Annotated in this window: 19 protein-coding genes; 13 read left to right on the top strand and 6 right to left on the bottom strand. The window is 73.1% G+C overall.

The features are described from left to right. Positions 1 to 14: 14 nt before the first annotated feature. Positions 15 to 290: a DUF6343 family protein gene (locus ACIO5E_RS04175; protein WP_280679642.1), complete on the bottom strand. Its 276-nt coding sequence runs from the start codon at positions 288 to 290 to the stop codon at positions 15 to 17. 79 nt (positions 291 to 369) lie between these two features. Between ACIO5E_RS04175 and ACIO5E_RS04170 the strand changes: the two genes are divergently transcribed. Further along, on the top strand, positions 370 to 570 hold the full coding sequence (locus tag ACIO5E_RS04170; RefSeq protein WP_280679644.1) for an I78 family peptidase inhibitor: 201 nt from the start codon (positions 370 to 372) through the stop codon (positions 568 to 570). A gap of 29 nt (positions 571 to 599) precedes the next feature. Here the strand turns inward: ACIO5E_RS04170 and ACIO5E_RS04165 are convergent, their stop codons facing one another. Both ACIO5E_RS04165 and fabG read right to left on the bottom strand, forming a co-directional pair. Next, positions 600 to 1,367, bottom strand: a complete 768-nt coding sequence (locus ACIO5E_RS04165) for a phosphatase PAP2 family protein (RefSeq protein ID WP_400663594.1) — start codon at positions 1,365 to 1,367, stop codon at positions 600 to 602. Positions 1,368 to 1,599: 232 nt separating this feature from the next. Next, positions 1,600 to 2,367, bottom strand: a complete 768-nt coding sequence (gene fabG, locus ACIO5E_RS04160) for a 3-oxoacyl-ACP reductase FabG (protein WP_400663592.1) — start codon at positions 2,365 to 2,367, stop codon at positions 1,600 to 1,602. Between the two features lie 375 nt (positions 2,368 to 2,742). On the opposite strand from fabG, the gene ACIO5E_RS04155 reads away from it, so the two are divergent. After that, positions 2,743 to 3,639: a MarR family winged helix-turn-helix transcriptional regulator gene (locus ACIO5E_RS04155; RefSeq protein ID WP_400663589.1), complete on the top strand. Its 897-nt coding sequence runs from the start codon at positions 2,743 to 2,745 to the stop codon at positions 3,637 to 3,639. A gap of 270 nt (positions 3,640 to 3,909) precedes the next feature. On the opposite strand, the gene ACIO5E_RS04150 is transcribed toward ACIO5E_RS04155, so the two are convergent. After that, the gene (locus ACIO5E_RS04150) at positions 3,910 to 4,773 is read right to left on the bottom strand and encodes an aldo/keto reductase (RefSeq protein ID WP_400663587.1); all 864 of its coding nucleotides are present in this window, start codon (positions 4,771 to 4,773) and stop codon (positions 3,910 to 3,912) included. 442 nt (positions 4,774 to 5,215) lie between these two features. Here ACIO5E_RS04150 and ACIO5E_RS04145 point away from each other — a divergent pair, with 442 nt between their 5' ends. The 11 genes from ACIO5E_RS04145 to ACIO5E_RS04095 all read left to right on the top strand — a co-directional run bounded on the left by ACIO5E_RS04145 (position 5,216) and on the right by ACIO5E_RS04095 (position 16,133). Continuing rightward, on the top strand, positions 5,216 to 6,988 hold the full coding sequence (locus ACIO5E_RS04145; protein WP_400663585.1) for an ABC transporter transmembrane domain-containing protein: 1,773 nt from the start codon (positions 5,216 to 5,218) through the stop codon (positions 6,986 to 6,988). Positions 6,989 to 7,079: 91 nt separating this feature from the next. Next, positions 7,080 to 8,852 (top strand): ABC transporter ATP-binding protein, encoded by a 1,773-nt coding sequence (locus tag ACIO5E_RS04140; protein ID WP_400663582.1) that lies wholly within the window; start codon positions 7,080 to 7,082, stop codon positions 8,850 to 8,852. Positions 8,853 to 9,011: 159 nt separating this feature from the next. Further along, positions 9,012 to 9,257, top strand: coding sequence for a LapA family protein (locus ACIO5E_RS04135; RefSeq protein WP_400663579.1), 246 nt, complete (start codon positions 9,012 to 9,014; stop codon positions 9,255 to 9,257). Between the two features lie 47 nt (positions 9,258 to 9,304). Then, a complete protein-coding gene (locus tag ACIO5E_RS04130; protein WP_400664408.1) occupies positions 9,305 to 10,033 on the top strand; it encodes an amino acid ABC transporter ATP-binding protein in 729 nt (242 codons plus the stop codon). Between the two features lie 9 nt (positions 10,034 to 10,042). Next, positions 10,043 to 10,963: a glutamate ABC transporter substrate-binding protein gene (locus ACIO5E_RS04125; RefSeq protein ID WP_400663576.1), complete on the top strand. Its 921-nt coding sequence runs from the start codon at positions 10,043 to 10,045 to the stop codon at positions 10,961 to 10,963. Positions 10,964 to 10,975: 12 nt separating this feature from the next. After that, entirely contained in the window at positions 10,976 to 11,620 is a 645-nt protein-coding gene (locus ACIO5E_RS04120) for an amino acid ABC transporter permease (RefSeq protein WP_400663573.1), read from the top strand. Next, the gene (locus ACIO5E_RS04115) at positions 11,617 to 12,486 is read left to right on the top strand and encodes an amino acid ABC transporter permease (RefSeq protein ID WP_400663571.1); all 870 of its coding nucleotides are present in this window, start codon (positions 11,617 to 11,619) and stop codon (positions 12,484 to 12,486) included. Before ACIO5E_RS04120 ends, ACIO5E_RS04115 begins: the two co-directional genes overlap by 4 nt. 118 nt (positions 12,487 to 12,604) lie before the next feature. Continuing rightward, positions 12,605 to 13,510, top strand: a complete 906-nt coding sequence (locus tag ACIO5E_RS04110; protein WP_280679764.1) for a LysR family transcriptional regulator — start codon at positions 12,605 to 12,607, stop codon at positions 13,508 to 13,510. A gap of 142 nt (positions 13,511 to 13,652) precedes the next feature. Beyond that, positions 13,653 to 14,234, top strand: coding sequence for a cysteine dioxygenase (locus ACIO5E_RS04105; protein WP_400663568.1), 582 nt, complete (start codon positions 13,653 to 13,655; stop codon positions 14,232 to 14,234). A gap of 13 nt (positions 14,235 to 14,247) precedes the next feature. Further along, a complete protein-coding gene (locus tag ACIO5E_RS04100; protein ID WP_400664405.1) occupies positions 14,248 to 15,336 on the top strand; it encodes a YeiH family protein in 1,089 nt (362 codons plus the stop codon). An 86-nt stretch (positions 15,337 to 15,422) separates the two neighbouring features. Continuing rightward, positions 15,423 to 16,133 carry a spermidine synthase gene (locus ACIO5E_RS04095; RefSeq protein ID WP_400663565.1) on the top strand — a complete coding sequence of 237 codons (711 nt, stop codon included), beginning with the start codon at positions 15,423 to 15,425 and terminating at the stop codon, positions 16,131 to 16,133. A gap of 394 nt (positions 16,134 to 16,527) precedes the next feature. Here the strand turns inward: ACIO5E_RS04095 and ACIO5E_RS04090 are convergent, their stop codons facing one another. Beyond that, complete coding sequence (locus ACIO5E_RS04090) at positions 16,528 to 18,282, bottom strand: hypothetical protein (protein WP_400663562.1); 1,755 nt, start codon at positions 18,280 to 18,282, stop codon at positions 16,528 to 16,530. Positions 18,283 to 18,411: 129 nt separating this feature from the next. Continuing rightward, complete coding sequence (locus ACIO5E_RS04085; protein WP_400663560.1) at positions 18,412 to 19,269, bottom strand: TetR/AcrR family transcriptional regulator; 858 nt, start codon at positions 19,267 to 19,269, stop codon at positions 18,412 to 18,414. Positions 19,270 to 19,293: the final 24 nt, after the last annotated feature.

Genomic DNA, 19,293 nt, shown 5'->3' with positions numbered 1-19,293 from the left:
TGGGAGACACCGCGTCAGAGCTCGGTCCGGCGGCGCCGGATGACCACGACGAGATCGACGGCGGCGAACAGGGTGAGCAGACCGCAGGCGACGGCGAAGCCGGTGAGGGTCCCCCGGCTGGGGGCGCCGTACGCGGGGGAGGCGGCCGCCCAGATCGCGAAGCCCGCCGTCGCGAGCGCGAACAGCGGTGTGAAGGTGAGCGAGAGCAGGAAGCGGAGCTTGAGATCGCTGCGGGCGGTGGACGGCTCGGTGCCGCTGCGCCACCGCCGCCGCGGGGTGGTGGCGCGCATGGCCGTTCACCTCCGTGCCGCGCGGGTGGGGGCTACGATTCCAGCGTACGTCCGAGGGAGCGGGTGGGGGAGAGACGCGATGACGGGGTCGGACGCGGCGGCGGACGCGGAGGGCTATGCGGGGCTGCGGATCGAGCGGGCCCGGGAGCTGGCCCGGCGGCACGGTTGGGCGTTCGTCCGGGTGCTGGAGCCGGGGGCGATGATGACCATGGACCACCGGGAGGGCCGGCTCAACCTCGCGGTGCGCGACGGTGTGGTCGAGCGCAGCTGGGAGGGGTAGCGCCCGACCGGTCGCCATGACGGGCGGGCTCAGTGGACCCGTCGTCGGACCAGCCGCTGTTCGGCGGCGACGACCAGGGGCTCCAGCAGGGGCAGCGAGAGCAGCACCAGCAGCCCGGCGGCCCAGCCGGCCAGCACGTCGGTGACCCAGTGGGTGCCCAGGTAGACGGTGGTCAGGCCGATCGAGCAGGCGGTGGCGGCGGCGATCATCGCGCCGGTGCGCCGCCAGCGGACCGCGAGGTAGGCGAGCACGCCCCAGGTGACGACCGCGTTGGCGGTGTGGCCGGACGGGAAGATGGTGCCGCCGGAGAAGAGCTCGGGCGAGCCGACGTACTGGGCGTAGTGCGGGCCGAGCCGACCGGTGACGATCTTGACCGCGCCGACCGTGACGTTGAGCAGCAGCAGGGCGACGGCCATCACCAGCAGCGGGCGCAGCCGCCCCAGCCGGTGGGCGCGCCAGCCGAGCCAGACGAAGGCGGCGATGGCGGAGGGGCCGCGCTGCCCGGCGACCACCCAGGTGTCGAGCAGCGGCTCCAGGCGGGGCCAGCGTTCGTAGGGGCGGAGCAGGCGGACCGACCAGTCCAGGTCGACCAGGGCGGTGTTGAGCAGGACACCGGCCACGACCAGCAGGTAGGCGACGCAGGTCACGGCGAGCAGGGCGGCCTGCCGGCGGCTCATCGGCGGCCAGCCGGGCTCGCGGCGGTGGTCCTGCGTGGGGCTCGGGCGCTCGCGGTGGGTGGTGGTGAGCGGCTCCGGCCCCTGGTTCGGAAAGGGCGCGGGGGTACTCGGGGCTTGCACGGGGGTGACCTTACCCATCCGACCGGGGCTATTTCGGAGGGAATTGTCATTTTCCCGGGAAATCGACAATTGATGGGACGTGGTCCGGCCTGGGGAGTGATTTCCGGGATTCTCGGATCGAATGCCAGTGTGGTGTTCGAATGATTCTGCAAAAGCCCCGGTAAAGAAAACGGAGCGGGAGGCCGGCTCGGCCGGCTTCCCACTCCGTGGTAACCCTGTGTAGGTTCGGTGCTCAGTCGAGGGGGCCGCCCGCGACGTAGATCACCTGCCCGGAGACGAACCCGGCGCCCTCGCTCGCCAGGAACGAGATGGTGTGGGCGACATCCTCGGGCAGACCGACCCGCTGGACCGGGATCTGTGAGGCCGCGGCCCGCTTGAAGTCTTCGAAGTCCATGCCGACCCGGGCCGCGGTGGCCGCGGTCATGTCGGTGGCGATGAAGCCGGGGGCGACGGCGTTGGCGGTGATGCCGAACTTGCCCAGCTCGATGGCCAAAGTCTTGGTGAAGCCCTGCAGTCCGGCCTTGGCGGCCGAGTAGTTGGCCTGACCGCGGTTGCCCTGGGCGGACGAGGAGGACAGGTTGACGATGCGGCCGAAACCGGCGTCCACCATGTGCTTCTGCACCGCGCGGGTCATCAGGAAGGCTCCGCGCAGGTGCACGTTCATGACCGTGTCCCAGTCGGACTCGGACATCTTGAAGAGCAGGTTGTCGCGCAGGACGCCCGCGTTGTTGACCAGGACGACCGGGGCGCCGAGCTCGGTGGCCACGCGGTCGACGGCGGCCTGGACCTGGTCGGCGTCCGAGACGTCGGCGCCCACGGCCAGGGCCCGGCCGCCGGCCGCGGTGATCCGGTCGACGGTGTCCTTCCCGGCGGCCTCGTCCAGGTCGAGGACGGCCACGGCGTAGCCGTCGGAGGCCAGTCGCACGGCGGTGGCGGCGCCCAGACCGCGCGCGGCGCCGGTGACGACGGCGACCCGGGTGGCGGTGCTCTGCTCGGTCATGCTCGCTCTCGTCTCTCTCGGGGTTGCCTCCGCGGGGAGCGCCCCGGGGAGGGTGGCCACACCCTACCCGCGAGTAGGTGGGCCGACCAGGGTCGGAGCGCGGCGGGTGACGGTCGGTAAGGACCGACCGGTCGGCTTTCTGCTGAGAACGGGTTACCGCGAAGGCGTGGCGGGCGCGTAAATATGCCAATGTTGCCGAACCTGCGTCTACTATCCGCCCCTGTCTGCCAGCAAGGGCCCGCCGTTTGTATAGTGTCCGCCAGCAGCCACCGGCTGCACGGCTGGAGCGCCCTCCCTCATAGCTGGACGCCCACTCGCCGTTACTGCCCCACCCGGGTGTCCCACACACACCGGGTGTGACATCGGGACGGATACATGGTGCTGGGGGAGATCCCGACGACCCGCGTGTCCGCGCGACTGCAGCAGTCGCCCGGACACCTGATTCGCGTTGCACAGCAGGTTCACACCAGGCTGTGGTCGGAGCATGTCGGAGCCGATCTCACGGCTCCGCAGTTCGCCGTACTGCTGGTCCTGGCCCTGGAGCCGGGTGCCGACCAGCGGACGGTCGGCGAGCGGGCCTCGCTGGACAAGGCGACGATGGCGGAGATGGTCGCGCGGCTGGTCCGCCGCGGCCTGGTGCTGCGAAGGCGTGACCCGGCCGACGGCCGGCGCAAACTGCTCGCGCTCTCACAGAGCGGTGCCCAGGCGGTGCGTGAGGCCACCGGCGGTGTGGTCCGCGTGCAGCGCACCCTGTTCGAGCCGCTCACCGCGGAGGAGCAGGTGGAGATCGTGCGGGTGATGGCCAAGATAGCCAGGCTGGAGCCCGCCGCGGTCGCCGTCTTCACCGACGCGCGGCCGATACTGGACGCGCAGCGGGCGATCGGCTACCTGATCAGAGTGAGCCAACAGGTGCACACGAAACTCTGGTCCGAGCATGTCGGCGCGGAGCTGACGGCGCCGCAGTATGCGGTGCTGGACGCGCTGGAGCTGGAGCCGGGCGCCGACCAGCGCACGGTCGGTGAGCTGGCGTCGCTGGACAAGGCGACGATGGCCGAGATGGTGAGCAGGCTGGTGCGCCGCGGTCTGGTGCAGCGCCGGCGCGACCCCTCGGACGGCCGCCGCAACCTGCTGTCGCTGTCGCCGGCGGGGCAGGACCTGCTGCACCGCTCGGCGGCCGGAGTGGCGGAGGTTCAGCGGCTGCTGCTGGCCCCGCTGGACGAGAACGAGCACGGGCCCGCGCTGGCGCTCATCGGTAAGGCGGCGCGGTTCTAGCCGGATCCCTTTGATCTCCAGCCAAAACGATTCGCCAACGTACGGAAGACCCGGCCTTGACGGCCTGATGCGCTGACGGCCCTGTGCCGAGGTCTGGCGTGCTGGGCGCTCGGCATGCCGAGGGCTCGGCGCGTCGAGGGCCTGATGTGCTGACGGCGTACGGCAGTTGGCGTCGGTGAATCGCGGTACGCCGAAGACCGCCCACCCCTGCTCGGGGTGGGCGGTCTTTCGATATGACCGCTCGTCAGAGAAGTCGGACGGCGGGTGCCGTCAGTTCCAGTCGAACTCCTGCGGGTCCGGACCGATCCGCGTGCCGGTGGCGACACCGGCGATCGCGGCGAGGTCCTCGGCGTCCAGCTCGAAGCCGGCGACGTCCAGGTTCTCCCGGATGCGGGCGGGGGTGACCGACTTCGGGATCGCGATCACGCCGCTCTGCAGGTGCCAGCGGAGCACGACCTGGGCGACCGTGCGGCCGTGCTTCTCGGCGATCTTCGCCAGCGCCGGCTCGGAGAGCAGCTCCTTGCCCTGGCCCAGCGGGCTCCAGGCCTCGGTGGCGATGCCGTGCTGGGCGTGGAAGGCGCGCAGCTCGGTCTGCGGGAAGTACGGGTGCAGCTCGACCTGGTTCAGCACCGGGACGACCGAGGTCTCGTCGAGCAGTTGGGTGAGCTGCTCGGGCCCGAAGTTGGAGACGCCGACCGACTTGACCCGGCCGTCCGCGCGCAGCTGCTCGAACGCCTTCCAGACGTTCAGGTAGCTGCCGTGCATCGGGCGCGGCCAGTGGATCAGGTAGAGGTCGATGTAGTCGAGGCCGAGCTTGGCCAGCGACGCGTCGAACTCGCGCAGGACGGCGTCGCGGCCCTGCTCGCCGGTCCAGTCGCGGGTGCCCGAGTTCCACAGCTTGGTGGTGATGTAGAGGTCCTCGCGGGCCACGCCGCCGGCCAGTGCCTCGGCGATCGCCTGGCCGGTGCCGGCCTCGTTCTCGTAGATGGCGGCGGTGTCGATGGAGCGGTAGCCCGCCTCGATCGCGTTGCGGACGGCGGCCGTGGCCTCGTCGTCCGGGACCTGCCACACGCCGAAGCCGAGCTGCGGGATCTGCGCGCCGTCGTTCAGGGTGACGCTGGGGATGTTGCTCACGGGAAGGGGTGCCCTCCTGGTTGTCCGTGTGATTCCAGAAGGGGGCAACTGGCGCCCGGGCGGGATTGTTCCCGCCGTTCGGGGGAATCTTGCGGGGGGCCGGAGGCCCTCCCGGGCGGGGATCGGTGGCCGGGCGTCGAAAAAACCTGTTGCGCGGATCACATCGGAGTTGGCAGGCTCGCGGCCATGACCTCCTGAGATCCCGGCCGTTCGTGCCCTCCCGTTCCCGTCCGGCAGCCCGTCAGCCTGGCCGTCCCGTCGGGCCGTCCGGCCCGACGCCCCGGGCGCGTCGGCGGCGCCGGATCGAGCCGCCGCGCGCGGTGCCCGCCGCCTTTCGAGTGAGCCGGGTCCGCCGCGCCGCGCCGCCCGCGCCTGCGCCTCATGGCCGTCTCCCCTTCGCCTCGTCCGCACCCTCCCGCACCCCCTCCCGTATCGGAGTGTCATGCCGCTCACCCCCCTGCCGCTGGCCGACCCCGGCAGTCCTGATCTCTCCTCACCCCTGGCCTTCCTGCGCTGGCTGCAGCGCGGCCAACGGCGCGGACAGGTGGCCGCCACCTGCTGGGCGCTGCTGGAGATGGGCGGCCAGGCGGCGCTGCCGATACCGCTCGGGTGGGGCGTGCAGGCCGCCGTCGACGGCGAGGCCGCCGGGATCTGGCAGGCCGGCGCCCTCGCGGTGGCGCTCGCCGTGCTGGCCGCGCTCGGTGCCGTGATGCTGCACCGCCAGGCCGTCTGGAACTGGATCCACGCCGCTTGCCACGTGCGGCAGTTGGTGGCCCGACAGGCCTCGCGGCTGGGTGCCGGGCTGTCCCGTCGGATCGCCACCGGGGAGGTCGTCGCGGTCGGCAGCGGGGACGTCGAACGGATCGGCTGGTACGTCGAGCTCGTCGCCCGGGTCCGGGCCGCGGTGATCGTCTGGCTGGCCGTGAGCGTGGCCGTGCTGGTGGTCGAACCGGTGCTCGGGATCGGGGTGCTGCTCGGCGTCCCGGTACTGGCGGTCGCCGTCTGGCCGCTGATCGGGCCGTTCGAGCGCCGGTACGAGCAGCAGCGCACGCTCGGCGGCAAGGCCACCGAGCTGGCCGCCGACACGGTGGCCGGGCTGCGGGTGCTGCGCGGCATCGGCGGCGAGGAGCTCTTCCTGGAGCGGTACCGGGCGGCCTCCCAGAAGGTCCGGGCCGCGGCCGTCCGTTCGGCCCGGCTGTGGTCGCTGATGCAGGCCCAACAGGTGCTGCTGCCGGGCCTGTTCGTGGTCGGGGTCACCTGGTACGGCGCCCGGCAGGCGGCCGCCGGAGAGCTCGCCGTCGGCACCCTGATCGCCGTGTACGGCGCCACCGCGTTCCTCGCGGCGCCGCTGCGGATCCTGGGCGAGGCCGCGCACGCCTGGAGCGTCGCCCGGGTCTCCGCCGGGCGCGCCGTCCGGGTGCTCTCACTCGAACGGACCAACGGCGTGGCCGAGGCCTCGCTGACCCGGCCCGGGCACGCCGACCTGTTCGACCCGGCGACCGGGCTGACCGTGCGGGCCGGTGAGCTGACCGCGGTCGTCTGCGGGGACCCGGACTTCGCCGGGGCGCTCGCCGAGCGGCTCGGCGGGCACGTCCCGGTGGCCGAGGGCGAGCAGGAGCAGCCCTCCGTCCGGCTCGGCGGGACCGAACTGGACACGGTGCCGCTGGCCGAGGCCAGGGCGGCGGTGCTGGTGCACGACAAGGAGCCGGTGCTGCTCTCCGGCACCCTGGCCGGGCTGTTCGACATCCCGTCCTCGGGGCGGGTCTCGGTGGCCGAGGCGCTGGCCGCCGCCCGGTCCGACGACGTGCTGGAGGCCCTGGTGGACGGCTCACCGGACTGCGGGGGCGACGCGATGCGCGCCCGGATCACCGAGCGCGGGCGCTCGCTGTCCGGCGGGCAGCGCCAGCGGCTCGCGCTGGCCCGTGCGCTGGTGGCCGACCCGCCCGTCCTCGTGCTGGACGAGCCGACCAGCGCGGTGGACGCGCACACCGAGTCGAGGATCGCGACCGGGCTGCGGGACACCCGGGCCGGTCGCACCACCGTGGTGTTCGCGACCAGCCCGCTGCTGCTCGACCAGGCGGACCGGGTGGTGCTGCTGCGCGAGGGCCGGGCGGCCGTCGCGGGGCGGCACCGCGACCTGATGCGGACCGAGCCCGCCTACCGGGCCGTGGTCACCCGCGACGAGGAGCCGGCGCCGGTGGGGGAGGCCGTATGAGCGGCCGAAGGGGCACGTTCGGTGTCCGCCCTGTCCGTCCCGCCCGTCCTGCCCGTCCTGCCCGTCTTTCCACGCAGCTGAGGAGCACGTCATGAAGCCCCCCGTCCAGCAGGAGCAGGGGCCGACCACCACTCTGCCGGTCGGCTCCCCGGCCGCCGTGCGCGCGTACCTGCGCCTGCTCGCCCGGCGCCACCGCGTCGGGTTCTCCGCGGTGGTGGCGCTGCACTCGGTGGCCACCGTGGCCGGGCTGGTCGGGCCCTGGGTGCTCGGCAGCCTGGTCGAGTCGCTGGCGACCGGCACCGCCGAGGGCGCCATCGCGGTCGCGGTCGGCTGGTACCTGCTGGCGCTGGTGGTGCAGTCCGCCTTCACCGGCTGGTCCCGGATGCGCGGAGCGGTCCTCGGCGAACGGGTGCTGGCCGACCTGCGTGAGGACTTCCTGGTCCGCTCGGTCGCGCTGCCCACCGGAGTGCTGGAGCGGGCCGGCACCGGGGACCTGGTCTCCCGGGGCACCACCGACGTCGACCGGCTGGACAAGTCGGTGCGCGAGGCGGTGCCCGAACTCGCCGTCGCCGTCGTGTCGTTGCTGCTGGTGATCGGCGCCCTGCTGGTCACCTCGCCGCTGCTCGCGCTCACCTCGCTGATCGGGCTGCCGCTGCTGCTGGTCAGCTCCCGCTGGTACTTCCGGCGCGCGCCGGAGTCCTACCGCAACGAGTCGGCCGGGTACGCCGCGGTGAACACCGTGCTGGCCGAGACGGTGGACGCCGGGCGGACGGTCGAGACGCTGCGCCTGGGCGACCAGCGGATCGGGCTGACGGACCGCAAGCTGCGCGAATGGCTCGCCTGGGAGCGCTACACCCTGTGGCTGCGCTCGGTCTGGTTCCCGACCATCGACGCGGTCTACTCCTCGGCGGTGCTGGCCACCCTGGTGCTCGGCGGGCTGTTCACCCTCCAGGGCTGGATCACCGTCGGCCAGTTGACCACCGGGGTGCTCTACGCGCAGATGCTGACCGGCCCGGTCGACCTGATCCTGCGCTGGTACGACGAGCTGCAGATCGGCCAGGCCTCGCTGGCCCGGCTGGTCGGCGTCCGCGAGGTGCCCGAGCACGAGGGCGACGAGAGCGCCAGCCCGGACGGCCGCCGGGTCGAGGCCCGGGAGGTCCGGTTCGGCTACCGCGAGGGCGCGGACGTCCTGCACGGCATCAGCCTGGACGTCGCGCCGGGCAGCCGGGTCGCGCTGGTCGGGCCGTCCGGCGCGGGCAAGTCCACGCTGGGGCGGCTGCTGGCCGGGATCTACGCCCCCGGGCGCGGCAGCGTGACGCTCGGCGGCGCGGCGTTGGCGCGGATGCCGGCCGAGCGGGTGCGGGCCGAGGTCGCCCTGGTGAACCAGGAACACCACGTGTTCGTCGGCACCCTGCGGGACAACCTGCGGCTGGCGTCACCCACGGCCGAGGACACCGAACTGCGGTCCGCGCTGGACGCGGTGGACGCCGGTGGCTGGGTGGACGCGCTGCCGCACGGCCTCGACACCGAGGTCGGCTCCGGCGGCACCGTATTGACCCCGCCGCAGGCGCAGCAACTGGCCCTGGCCCGTTTGGTGCTGGCCGACCCGCACACCCTGGTGCTGGACGAGGCCACCTCGTTGCTGGATCCGCGCGCCGCCCGGCACCTGGAGCGGTCGCTCGCCCGGGTGCTGGAGGGCCGCACGGTGATCGCCATCGCCCACCGGCTGCACACCGCGCACGACGCGGACGTGATCGCGGTGGTCGAGGGCGGGCGGATCAGCGAGTACGGCAGCCACCCGGAGCTGGTGGCGGCCGGCGGCCCGTACGCGGCGCTCTGGCGCTCCTGGCGGGACGAGCGGTAGCGGGCCGGTGCCGTCCGGGCCTGCCCAGGTCTGTCGGGCGGGGATCGGCCGGGCGGGCGCTAAACCCGCACGGGGCCGGATTGCCCCGTGCGGGTTACTCCCTGACCCGTAAGGGCGCGTAACCGGGCAAATCGGCGCCCCGGCCCGCAGACTGCTCCGGTGACCAAGATTTCGGACGGCTCGGCCGGCTCCAAACGCAGTGAGATCGGTGGGATCCCCACCCGGTACATCGGGATCGGCGTCCTCGTCGTCCTCGCCGTGTGGTTCCTGTTCGCGAACCTCGACACGGTGAAGATCCAGTTCTGGGTCTTCACCGTCACCGCGCCGCTCTGGATCGCACTGCTGGCCACGCTGCTCGCCGGCGGTGCGCTGGGCTGGCTGCTGAAGGGGCGACGCGGCCGGTGACCAGCGCTCCCGGGTCGGCCCAGGCCGGGCCCCCGGCCTTCACACCGCTGATCGAGGTGCGCGGTGTCAACAAGCACTTCGGCGACCTGCACGTCCTGCAGGACATCGACCTGACCGTCGGCCGTGGCGAGGTCGTCGTGGTCATCGGGCCCTCCGGCTCCGGCAAGTCCACGCTGTGCCGGGCGATCAACCGGCTGGAGCCGATCGAGGACGGCACCATCCTGATCGACGGCGAGCCGCTGCCCGAGGAGGGCAAGGGGCTGGCCCGGCTGCGCGCCGAGGTCGGCATGGTGTTCCAGTCCTTCAACCTGTTCGCGCACAAGACCGTGCTGCAGAACGTCTCGCTCGCGCAGATCAAGGTCCGCGGCCGGCCCCGGGCGGAGGCGGACACCAAGTCCCGCGCACTGCTGGAGCGGGTCGGGCTGGCGGCGCAGGCCGACAAGTACCCGGCCCAGCTCTCCGGCGGCCAGCAGCAGCGGGTGGCGATCGCCCGGGCGCTGGCGATGGACCCGAAGGCGCTGCTGTTCGACGAGCCCACCTCGGCGCTCGACCCTGAGATGATCAACGAGGTGCTGGACGTCATGCGCCAGCTCGCACGCGAGGGCATGACGATGGTCGTGGTCACCCACGAGATGGGCTTCGCCCGGGCCTCCGCCAACCGGGTGGTCTTCATGGCCGACGGCCGGATCGTCGAGGACCGCGCCCCGGAGGACTTCTTCAGCGCCCCGGAGAGCGAGCGCGCCCGGGACTTCCTGTCCAAGATCCTGAAGCACTGAGGCGGCGCCGTGACGAGGAAGACCACGCCCGCCGCCCCGGGCCGGACGCTGCTCGCCGCCGCCCTGCTGCTCGCCGCGCTGGCCGCCGGCTGCGGCAAGGCCGGCACCCCGCCGCCCAAGGGCCCGCAAGCGAGCGCGCTGCCCAGCTACCAGGTACGGGACGCCGCTTCGATCACCGGCTCGCCGACCCTGGACGCCGCCCGGCGCCGGGGCTACCTGGTGGTCGGCGCCAAGGAGGACCAGCCGTACCTGGGCGAGAAGAACCCGGCCACCGGCGAGTACTCCGGCTTCGACATCGAGATCGCCAAGATGGTCGGCGCCGACCTCGGCTTCGGGCCGGACCGGATCCAGTTCAAGACCATCGCCTCGGCCAACCGCGAGACCGCGCTGCAGAACGGTCAGGTGGACTTCTACGTCGGCACCTACACCATCAACGACAACCGGAAGAAGCTGGTCGGCTTCGCCGGGCCCTACTTCATCGCCGGGCAGTCGCTGCTGGTGCGCAAGAACAACACCAGCATCCACGGCCCGCAGGACCTGGACGGAAAGAAGGTCTGCTCGGCGGCCGGCTCGACGCCGTACCAGCGCATCCAGTCGCAGTACCCGAAGGCGCACCTGATCGGCTACGACACCTACTCGGCCTGCGTGGACAACCTGATCACCGGCCAGGTCGACGCCGTCACCACGGACAACGCGATCCTGCTGGGCTACGCGGCCAAGGCGCCGGACGAGCTCAAGGTGGTCGGCCCGCTGTTCTCCCGGGAGCCGTACGGGATCGGGACGCCGAAGAACGACACCGTGCTGCGGTACGCGATCGACGACGCGCTGGCGCGGTACGAGCAGAACGGCGACTGGAAGAAGGCCTACGACGCGACCCTCGGCCTCTCGGGGGAGCCCGCACCGACGCCGCCGCCGATCGACCGGTACTGAGAGGGCCGCGCTGTGAGAACGCTGACCGACAACTGGTCGACCTACTGGGACGGCTTCCTCGGCACGCTCGCGCTCTTCGTGGTGAGCGCCGTGCTGTCGCTGGTGCTGGGAGTGCTGATCGCGGGCTTCAGGGTCTCGCCCGTCCGGCCGCTACGGGTGTTCGGGACGGCGTGGGTGACGCTGCTGCGCAACACGCCGCTGACCCTGCTGTTCTTCATCGTGGTGCTGGGCCTGCCGCGCTTCAACATCACGCTGCCGTTCTTCACCTTCGCGGTGGCCGCGCTCGGCTGCTACACCTCGGCCTTCGTCTGCGAGTCGATGCGCTCGGGCATCAACACCGTGCCGGCGGGGCAGGGCGAGGCGGCACGCAGCCTGGGCATGAGCTTCGGGCAGACGATGAGCGTGGTGGTGCTGCCGCAGGCGTATCGGTCGGTGGTCGCACCGATCGGCAGTGTGATGATCGCGCTGGCGAAGAACTCGGCGATCGCCGGCTCGTTCAGCGTCACCGAACTGCTCGGCACCTACCGGACCATCAACGAGCTCGGCTACAGCATCATCTGGACCTTCGTCTGGATCGCCGTCGGCTACCTGATCATCACCCTGGCCATCAGCGCCGTCTTCAACCTGCTGGAACGACGAGTGGCGGTGTCGCGATGACCGTTCAGGCCTCGGCACTGTACGACGTCCCCGGTCCGAAGGCGCTCGCCCGGCACCGGCTGTACGGGGGGATCGCGCTGCTGCTGATCGCGGCGCTGATCGGCTGGATCGTCTACATGCTGTTCCACACCCACCAGTTCACGTACCAGAAGTGGATGCCCTTCGAGTACCGGGGCGTCCAGGACCTGCTGCTGCGCGGGCTCGGCAACACCCTGAAGGCCTTCGGCTGGACGGTGCTGTTCGCGCTGCCGTTCGGTGCGCTGTTCGCGGCCGGCCGGCTGTCCGACCACCGGGTGGTGCGCTGGCTCTCCACGCTGGTGGTGGAGTTCTTCCGGGCCATGCCGCTGCTGGTGATGATCTTCTTCGTCTTCGTGGCGCTCAAGGTGCAGCCGCTGTGGGCGCTGGTGACCGGGCTGGTGCTGTACAACGGCTCGGTGCTGGCCGAGGTCTTCCGGGCTGGCGTGCTCGCGGTGCCCAAGGGACAGCGCGAGGCGGCCTACGCGCTCGGCATGCGCAAGACCCAGGTGATGACGTACGTGCTGGTGCCGCAGGCCAACCGGGCGATGCTGCCGGCCATCATCAGCCAGCTGGTGGTCGCGCTCAAGGACACCTCGCTCGGCTTCCTGATCACGTACGAGGAGTTCCTGCACGCGGGCAAGCTGATCGCCACCAACCTCGACTACGACCTGCCGTTCATCCCGGTGGTGATCGTGATCGCGCCGATCTACATCGGCATGTGCCTGCTGCTCTCCTGGCTCGCCCGCTGGGTGGAGCGCCGCAGCCGGCGCAGCCCGAGCGTGCGGGGCGGGGCGCCGGTGGTCGAGGCCGGGGTGGCGATGGGGCTGCCGCCGGCCGCGCAGCAGTGAGAAGGCTGGTTCGATCCTGAACCATAGGTGCGGATGGGGATAGACCCTGCACCTCCAATTTCCTCTTATGATTGCGGAGGCTGGACGACGACGACCGGGTGGAGGGGCAATGGAGCCGGTGTTCGACTCGCGGCACATCAGGACGTTCCACGAGGTCGTGAGGGCCGGTTCCTACTCGGCCGCCGCCCGCGAACTCGGCTACACCCAGCCCGCCATCACCCAGCAGATGAAGGCGCTCGAACGCACCGTCGGCGTCGCGCTGTTCACCCGGGCCGGGCGCGGGCTGCGGCTCACCGAGGCGGGCGAGGCGCTGTCCCGGCACGCCGAAGTGATCCTCGGCAGCCTCTCCGCCGCCCAGCAGCAGCTCGCCGCGCTCGCCCGGCTGCGTGCCGGGCGGGTCCGGGTCTGCGCCTTCCCCAGCGCCAACGCCACCCTGATACCCGAGGCGATGGCCCGGCTGCTCGCCGAACACCCCGGTGTGCGGGTCGAACTGCTGGAGGCCGAGCCGCCGGACTCCGTCCAGCGCCTGCTGCGCGGGGAGTGCGACATCGCGCTGGCCTTCCGCTACCCGGGCGCCGCGACCGAGGTGCCCGACGGGCTGGACGAGATCCCGCTGATGGAGGACCTGCTCACCGTGCTGCTGCCGGTCGGGCACCCGCTCGGCCGCCGGCACGCCGTGCGGCTCTCCGACCTCGACGGCGAGCGCTGGATCGCCGGGTGCCCGCGCTGCCGGGCCAATCTGCTGCACGTCTGTGCGGAGGAGGGCTTCGCGCCGGACATCGTGTTCTCGACGGACGACAACCTCGCGGTGCAGAGCCTGGTCGCCGCCGGGGTCGGGATCGCGCTGATGCCCGCGCTGGTGCTCTCCTTCATGTGCCACCGCAAGGTCACCGGGCGGGCCGTCGAGCCGCACCTGCGCCGGCAGGTGAGCGCGTACGTGCTGAGCGAGCACCGGCGGATCCCGGCCACCGGGCTGGTGCTGGACCACCTGCGGCAGGCGGCGGCGAGCCGGGTCGGGTGCTGAGGGGCCGGTGCGGCGGATGGCCGGGGGTTCCGGTGGGTGGCCGGGGCTGCGGCTGAGTGCCGTCGATTCATAAGCTGGATTTGGGGGAGGGCTTAAGAACCCTCGTTGGACGTGATAGGTGTATGCGCCCGAACCTGCTGGCATGACACCCTCAGCCACGGTCGGCAGCGACCGACTCACCGAGCGGATGGGCGCCCTGATCGGCGAGATCCGTGCCGTCGTGGACCGCGGACTGCCCCCGGAACTCACCGCCTACCTGGTCGGCGAACGCCTCGCGCCGCACCTGCACGCCGACCCCGACGGGCCTGACGCGCTGCTCACCCCCGCCCAGTGCGAGGGCGACCCGCAGCGCTACCGCCAGCACGTCCTGCACGCCGAGGAGGACGGCAGCTTCTCCGTCGTCGCCCTGGTCTGGCTGCCCGGCCAGCAGACCCCGATCCACGACCACGTCTCCTGGTGCGTGGCCGGTGTCCACCGCGGCCAGGAGAGCGAGACCCGCTACCGGCTGGTCTCCGACGGCCGCACCGCCCGGCTGGTCGAGACCGAGCACGTGGCCGGCCCGGCCGGCACCGTCGCCGCCTTCGCCCCGCCCGGCGACATCCACCTGGTGCGCAACGCCTGTAGCAGCACCGCCATCTCCATCCACGTGTACGGCGCGGACGTCTCGCGGCTCGGCACCAGCATCCGGCGGGTCTACCGGCTGCCCGCCGACCAGCAGCAGTGAGGACGGCGTGGCACTGACCCTCCGGGAGCGCGCCACGCGCACCCGCTCACTGCCCCCGCTCGGTGGGGACGCCCCCGGACTGCTGCTCGCCGCCGCCGGGGTGGCCGCCGCGATCGGCGTCCACGCGGCCGTGCCCGCCGTGCCCAAGCTCACCGCCGCCGTCGTGCTCGGCATGGCGGCCGCGCACCTGCCCGGGCTGCGCCCGGTGGTACGCGGGGTGGCCCGGCCCGGGCTGTCCACGGCCGGCAAGCGGCTGATGCGGCTCGGGATCGTCCTGCTCGGGCTCAAACTCAGCCTGGACGACGTGCTCGGCCTCGGCTGGGCCACCGTCGCCATGGTGCTCGCGGTGGTCGCGGCCACCTTCGCCGGCACGCTCTGGCTGGGCCGCCGGCTCGGCCTGCCCGGGGACCAGCCGCTGCTGGTCGCCACCGGGTACTCGATCTGCGGGGCCTCGGCGATCGGTGCGGTCAGCCAGGCGGCCGGCAGCGAGGAGGAGGACGTCGCCTCCTCGGTCGCGCTGGTCACCCTGTGCGGGACGCTCGCGATCGCCGTACTGCCGCTGCTCCAGCACCCGCTCGGGCTCGGCGAGGTGGAGTTCGGGCGGTGGGTCGGCGCGAGCGTGCACGACGTCGGGCAGGTGGTCGCCACCGCGCAGACCGGCGGGGTGGGCGCGCTGCGCGAGGCCGTCCTGGTCAAGCTGATGCGGGTGGTGCTGCTGGCGCCGCTGGTCGCCGGGGTGGCGGTCGGGGTGCGGCGCAGGGCGCGGCGGGACGGGGGGAACGCCGCCGGGCCGGACGCGGCGGACACCGGTGGCTCCGGGAGCCCGGTCGAGAGCGGTCGTCGCCCGCCGATCGTCCCGCTGTTCGTGGCCGGGTTCCTCGCGATGATCGTCCTGCGGACCACCGGGGTGCTGCCGGAGCGGGCGCTCACGCTCGCCGGGGACGCCCAGGAACTGCTGCTGGCCGCCGCGCTGTTCGGCCTCGGCAGCGCCGTGCACCTGCCCACCATGGTCCGCACCGGCGGGCGGCTCGCCCTGCTCGGGCTCGGCTCCTGGGTGGTCGTCGCGGGCGTCTCGTACGCGGGGGTGCTGGTCACGATGTGACCGGCGCGGGGGCGGACTCGGCTATTGTCGGGCGGGTACTCGTCCGCCGGGACGGCTCCTGCACCCGAGTCCGCTGAGGAACACGCATGTCCACCGCACTGCCCGAACGGGACGCTCACGAGGCCGTCGTCACGCTCGACCGGCGGGACGGCCCGTTCGGCGAGGTGGTCCTGCGCCAGCGTGGTCGGCACTTCGAGATCATCGCCAACGGGTGTTTTCTGATGGACACCGCCGACGGCCGCTCCGAACGCCTGCTGATCCAGGCGGCGTTGGACGAGCTGGACCGTACCGGCACCCCCGTCGAGCGACCCTCGGTGCTGATCGGGGGCCTCGGCGTCGGCTTCTCGCTGGCGTACGCGGTGGCCGAGTCGCGCTGGGGGCGGATCGCCATCGTCGAGCGCGAGAGCGCCATCATCGACTGGCACCGGAACGGGCCGCTCGGTGCCTTCTCCGACGGCGCGCTGGAGGACGAGCGGGTCCGGATCCTCCACACCGACCTGCTGGAGTACCTGGCGGCGGCCGACGGCGAGCGCTACCACGCGCTGTGCCTGGACATCGACAACGGCCCGGACTGGACCGTGACCGACTCCAACGCCGGGTTGTACGGCGCCGACGGGCTCGCCGTGCTCTGGCAGCGGCTTCAGCCGGGCGGGGTGCTGGCGGTGTGGAGCGCGCAGCCCTCCGCGGAGTTCGAGGAGGCGCTGCGTGCGGCGGGCTTCTCGGGCGTCGTCACGCACGAGATCCCGGTCAGCCGGGGTGTGCCGGACGTGGTCCACCTGGCGCGGCGCGCGGGCTGATTGCGCGGGGCGCGCCAATGCGCCAACTGGCCTGCCGTGCCTGGCCGTTGTCTGCGGCGTTTGGGCGCGTCGCTCCTGTTGCCGCCAACTCGTGGTGGGTCTGCGCCAGTTGGCGGGATGGGCCGGGCGGCGGCTGTTGGCCTCGGCGTGGTGGCGCACTGGTGCGGTGCTGTGGCGCCGGGGACGCGGGTGCCGTCGCCGTCGACCCGGCGGATCGCCCGGGAGCGGGGCGTGGCGATGGCCGCCGCGACCATGTCGCTCTACCGTCAGGTGCGGGGTGACGGCCGGGGGTGGACCGACGGCTGACAGCTGACAAAATCTGAAATCTGTTATCTGTCAGCTGTTATCTGTTCGCCGTCGGTTGTCCGCCGCCGTCCGCCCGCCCGGGCGCGGTTCAGCCGAAGGGGCTGGTCTCCGGGCCCGAATCCGTCGCCGCTTCTTCCTCCGGGTCGGTGCCCGGGGTGGACGGGAGGCTTTCCGGGGCGAAGGGGTTGAAGTCCGGCGGGGGCACCATGACCGGCGTGCCCTTCCGCGGGGCGTCCTCCGTGGAGGCAGCCGGCGCGGGCACGACCGGCGGGGTGGAGGGCGGCGGCGGGACGGCCGGGCCCTGCGCCGCGAGCATGGTGCCGAACGGGTCCGGCTTGTCCGCCGTCACCGTGCCGAACGGGTCGGCGGCCGGGGTGGCCGGGTCGGTGCCCGGGGCGGACGGGAGGCTTTCCGGGGCGAAGGGGTTGAAGTCCGGCGGGGGCACCATGACCGGCGTGCCCTTCCGCGGGGCCCCGGCCTCCGGTTCGGCGTCGACCGCCGCCTCCGCGACCGCCGCCTCCGCGACCGCCGCCTCCGCGACCGACGAGGACGGACGGACGTCCGCGGGCGGGACGTCCTCCGGCGTGCCGTGCAGGTTCACCGGCACCTCCTCCGGCTGCTCCGGCGTCTTCTCGACGGGAGTGGCAGCGGTGGTCAGCGGCACGGCCACGGGCACGGCGCCGGCCGCCTCCCCGTCCCAGCCGAACTGGACGCTCTTCAGCAGCTCCGCGAACGCCTGCGTGTACAGCTCCCAGTCCTCCGGCTGCGCCGTGGACAGCTGGACGCAGAGCACGGTGGCGCCGTCCGGCAGCGGGACGAAGGCCTCGACCGCCGAGGTGACCACCCAGCGCCGTTGCCCGTCGGCGGACAGCGGTCCGGGCACCGGGACGGTCCGCCCCTCGACCAGGACGGCGGCCGGCCCGGCCGGCAGCAGGACCGTCCACACCTCGGCGTGCCGCCGGACGGTGGCCAGTTCGGTGGCGAGCGCGGTGATCGGCAGCGGGTGCCGGGCGAGTGAGACGACGAGGGCGGCGTCGGAGGCCCGGCCGTCCACGTCCAGGGCGCAGACGCCCGCGTAGACCGCGCCGGCGTCGTGGACCAGGTCGGCGAGGGTGGCGGAGATGACCGCGAAGTCGCGGCGCGGTGCCGGCCCGGTGCCGCCGAACAGTTCCTCGGCGACCTCGGCCAGATGTCCCGTCAGTTCCTCGGCGGCCGCGGCGGTGGCCGGGGCGACGCCGTCCGCCCCGCCCGCCGGAGCGGGCACCGTGCGGGCGCAGACCCCGGCCGGACCGCCCGGGGAGGTCAGCGGGTGGAAGCCGGGTGGGACCACCAGCCGGACCTCGGCGCCCGCGCCGGTGGCCAGTTCGACCGGATGGCGGGTGTGCTGCCCGGCGGCCAGCGCGGCCAGTGCCGGGGCGAACGGCGGGCGCAGCTTGGGGTCGGCGAACTCGCCGGTGACCGGCAGCTGGAACAGCGCGGCCGAGGTGGTGCCCCGGTCGGCGATCGCGCCGCGCACCGCCCCGCCGCCGTAGCGGGCCTGCAGGGCGGCGGTCACCCGGTCGGCGACCCGGGCGCCGGTGCCGGGGCGGGCCGTGCCGGCGGTGATCACCGTGCCGAGCCGGTCCACGGCCGAGTGCACCGGGCCGTTGGGCGCCAGCGGAAGGCCGAACAGCGCCTCGGCGGCGGGGTGTTCGGCCGGTCGCAGGGCGCTGAGCGAGGCTGCCGGGTGGCGGGAGGTGCGCTCGTCGAAGAGGGCGTCGGTGAGCGTGCCGAGGGTCGCACATGCCTGCTCCGCCGCTGCGAAGGGGTTGGCCTCCGCGCTGAACTGGACGTCCTGGGTCAACTGATGAGCCCCCCGCTCTGCTGCGTCTGCGGTCGCTGGTTCGGGTGGGTCCGCGCGCGCCCGTGGTGGCGGGCCGTCGGATCCCTGCTCATTCCTATCAGAGCCCGGTGTCGGGGCCGAACCGGCGGATCACTCGGCGCCGGCCTCGTCCGGTTCCTCCGTGGCCTGCGGGGACGTTTCGCCGACCGCCGCGACGGCGAGCGTGGTGACCGCCTCGGCGATCCCGGGGACGGCGAACAGCCCGGTGAGGTCCCGCACCAGGCGACCGGTCGGGCCGTCCGGTCGCTCGTCCGCGAAGAAGGAACCGAGTTCGGCGGCGAGCGCGGGCTCCCGGGCGGCGGTGAGGGTGAGGGCGGCGACGAACTCCTGCACCAGGTGCAACTGCAGTTCCTCCAGCGGCACCGAGCGCTCGGCCAGCCACTCCAGCGAGGTGATCTCGGCGTTGGCGATCCAGGCCCGGACGGTCAGCCGCAGCCCGGGGCTCGGCGAGGGGAACGCGAGGTGGGAGAGGATCTGGTCGTGGGCGGCCCGGCGCACCTCGTCGATCACCGCCGAGGTGCCCGCGCTGGCCGCCACCGAGCCGCCGCGCAGCAGCGCCGCGAAGCCGGGCCCGTGGCTCTGTACGAAGTCCAGGTAGCGGCCCATCACCCGGTACAGCCGCTCGGACAGCGGCCCGTCGGCGGGCTCCTCGAACCGCGCCGAGAGCTCCCGCCCGGCCCGTCGCAGCGACTCCTCGTACAGCGCCTGCTTGCCGGGGAAGTAGTGGTACACCAGCGGCCGGGAGGCGCCCGCGGCGGCGGCGATGTCGTCGATCGACACCTCCTCCGGTGGGCGCCGGCTGAACAGCTCCAGCGCGACGGCGATCAGCTGCTCGCGCCGCTCGTCCACACTGAGCCGCCGGCGCGGCCGCTCACCCGCCGCGGACCGGTCCGGTGCGGGGTTCCGTGCAGCGCGGGCGGCCGTCGGCGACGGCGTACGGGAGGCCATGCGCGCCACCCTATCCGGCGCCTG

It is taken from the genome of Kitasatospora sp. NPDC087314 (assembly GCF_044744365.1).
GTDB lineage: Bacteria > Actinomycetota > Actinomycetes > Streptomycetales > Streptomycetaceae > Kitasatospora.
Note: the sequence above shows the minus strand (reverse complement) of the source record. Positions and strands in the feature narration are given on the sequence as shown.

Excerpts from the sequence above, each read along its gene's own strand:
- ACIO5E_RS04175 (WP_280679642.1), bottom strand. The coding sequence starts at position 290 with ATGCGCGCCACCACCCCGCGGCGGCGGTGGCGCAGCGGCACCGAGCCG.
- ACIO5E_RS04170 (WP_280679644.1), top strand. The coding sequence starts at position 370 with ATGACGGGGTCGGACGCGGCGGCGGACGCGGAGGGCTATGCGGGGCTG.
- fabG (WP_400663592.1), bottom strand. The coding sequence starts at position 2,367 with ATGACCGAGCAGAGCACCGCCACCCGGGTCGCCGTCGTCACCGGCGCC.
- ACIO5E_RS04155 (WP_400663589.1), top strand. The coding sequence starts at position 2,743 with ATGGTGCTGGGGGAGATCCCGACGACCCGCGTGTCCGCGCGACTGCAG.
- ACIO5E_RS04145 (WP_400663585.1), top strand. The coding sequence starts at position 5,216 with ATGCCGCTCACCCCCCTGCCGCTGGCCGACCCCGGCAGTCCTGATCTC.
- ACIO5E_RS04140 (WP_400663582.1), top strand. The coding sequence starts at position 7,080 with ATGAAGCCCCCCGTCCAGCAGGAGCAGGGGCCGACCACCACTCTGCCG.
- ACIO5E_RS04115 (WP_400663571.1), top strand. The coding sequence starts at position 11,617 with ATGACCGTTCAGGCCTCGGCACTGTACGACGTCCCCGGTCCGAAGGCG.
- ACIO5E_RS04105 (WP_400663568.1), top strand. The coding sequence starts at position 13,653 with ATGACACCCTCAGCCACGGTCGGCAGCGACCGACTCACCGAGCGGATG.
- ACIO5E_RS04095 (WP_400663565.1), top strand. The coding sequence starts at position 15,423 with ATGTCCACCGCACTGCCCGAACGGGACGCTCACGAGGCCGTCGTCACG.
- ACIO5E_RS04085 (WP_400663560.1), bottom strand. The coding sequence starts at position 19,269 with ATGGCCTCCCGTACGCCGTCGCCGACGGCCGCCCGCGCTGCACGGAAC.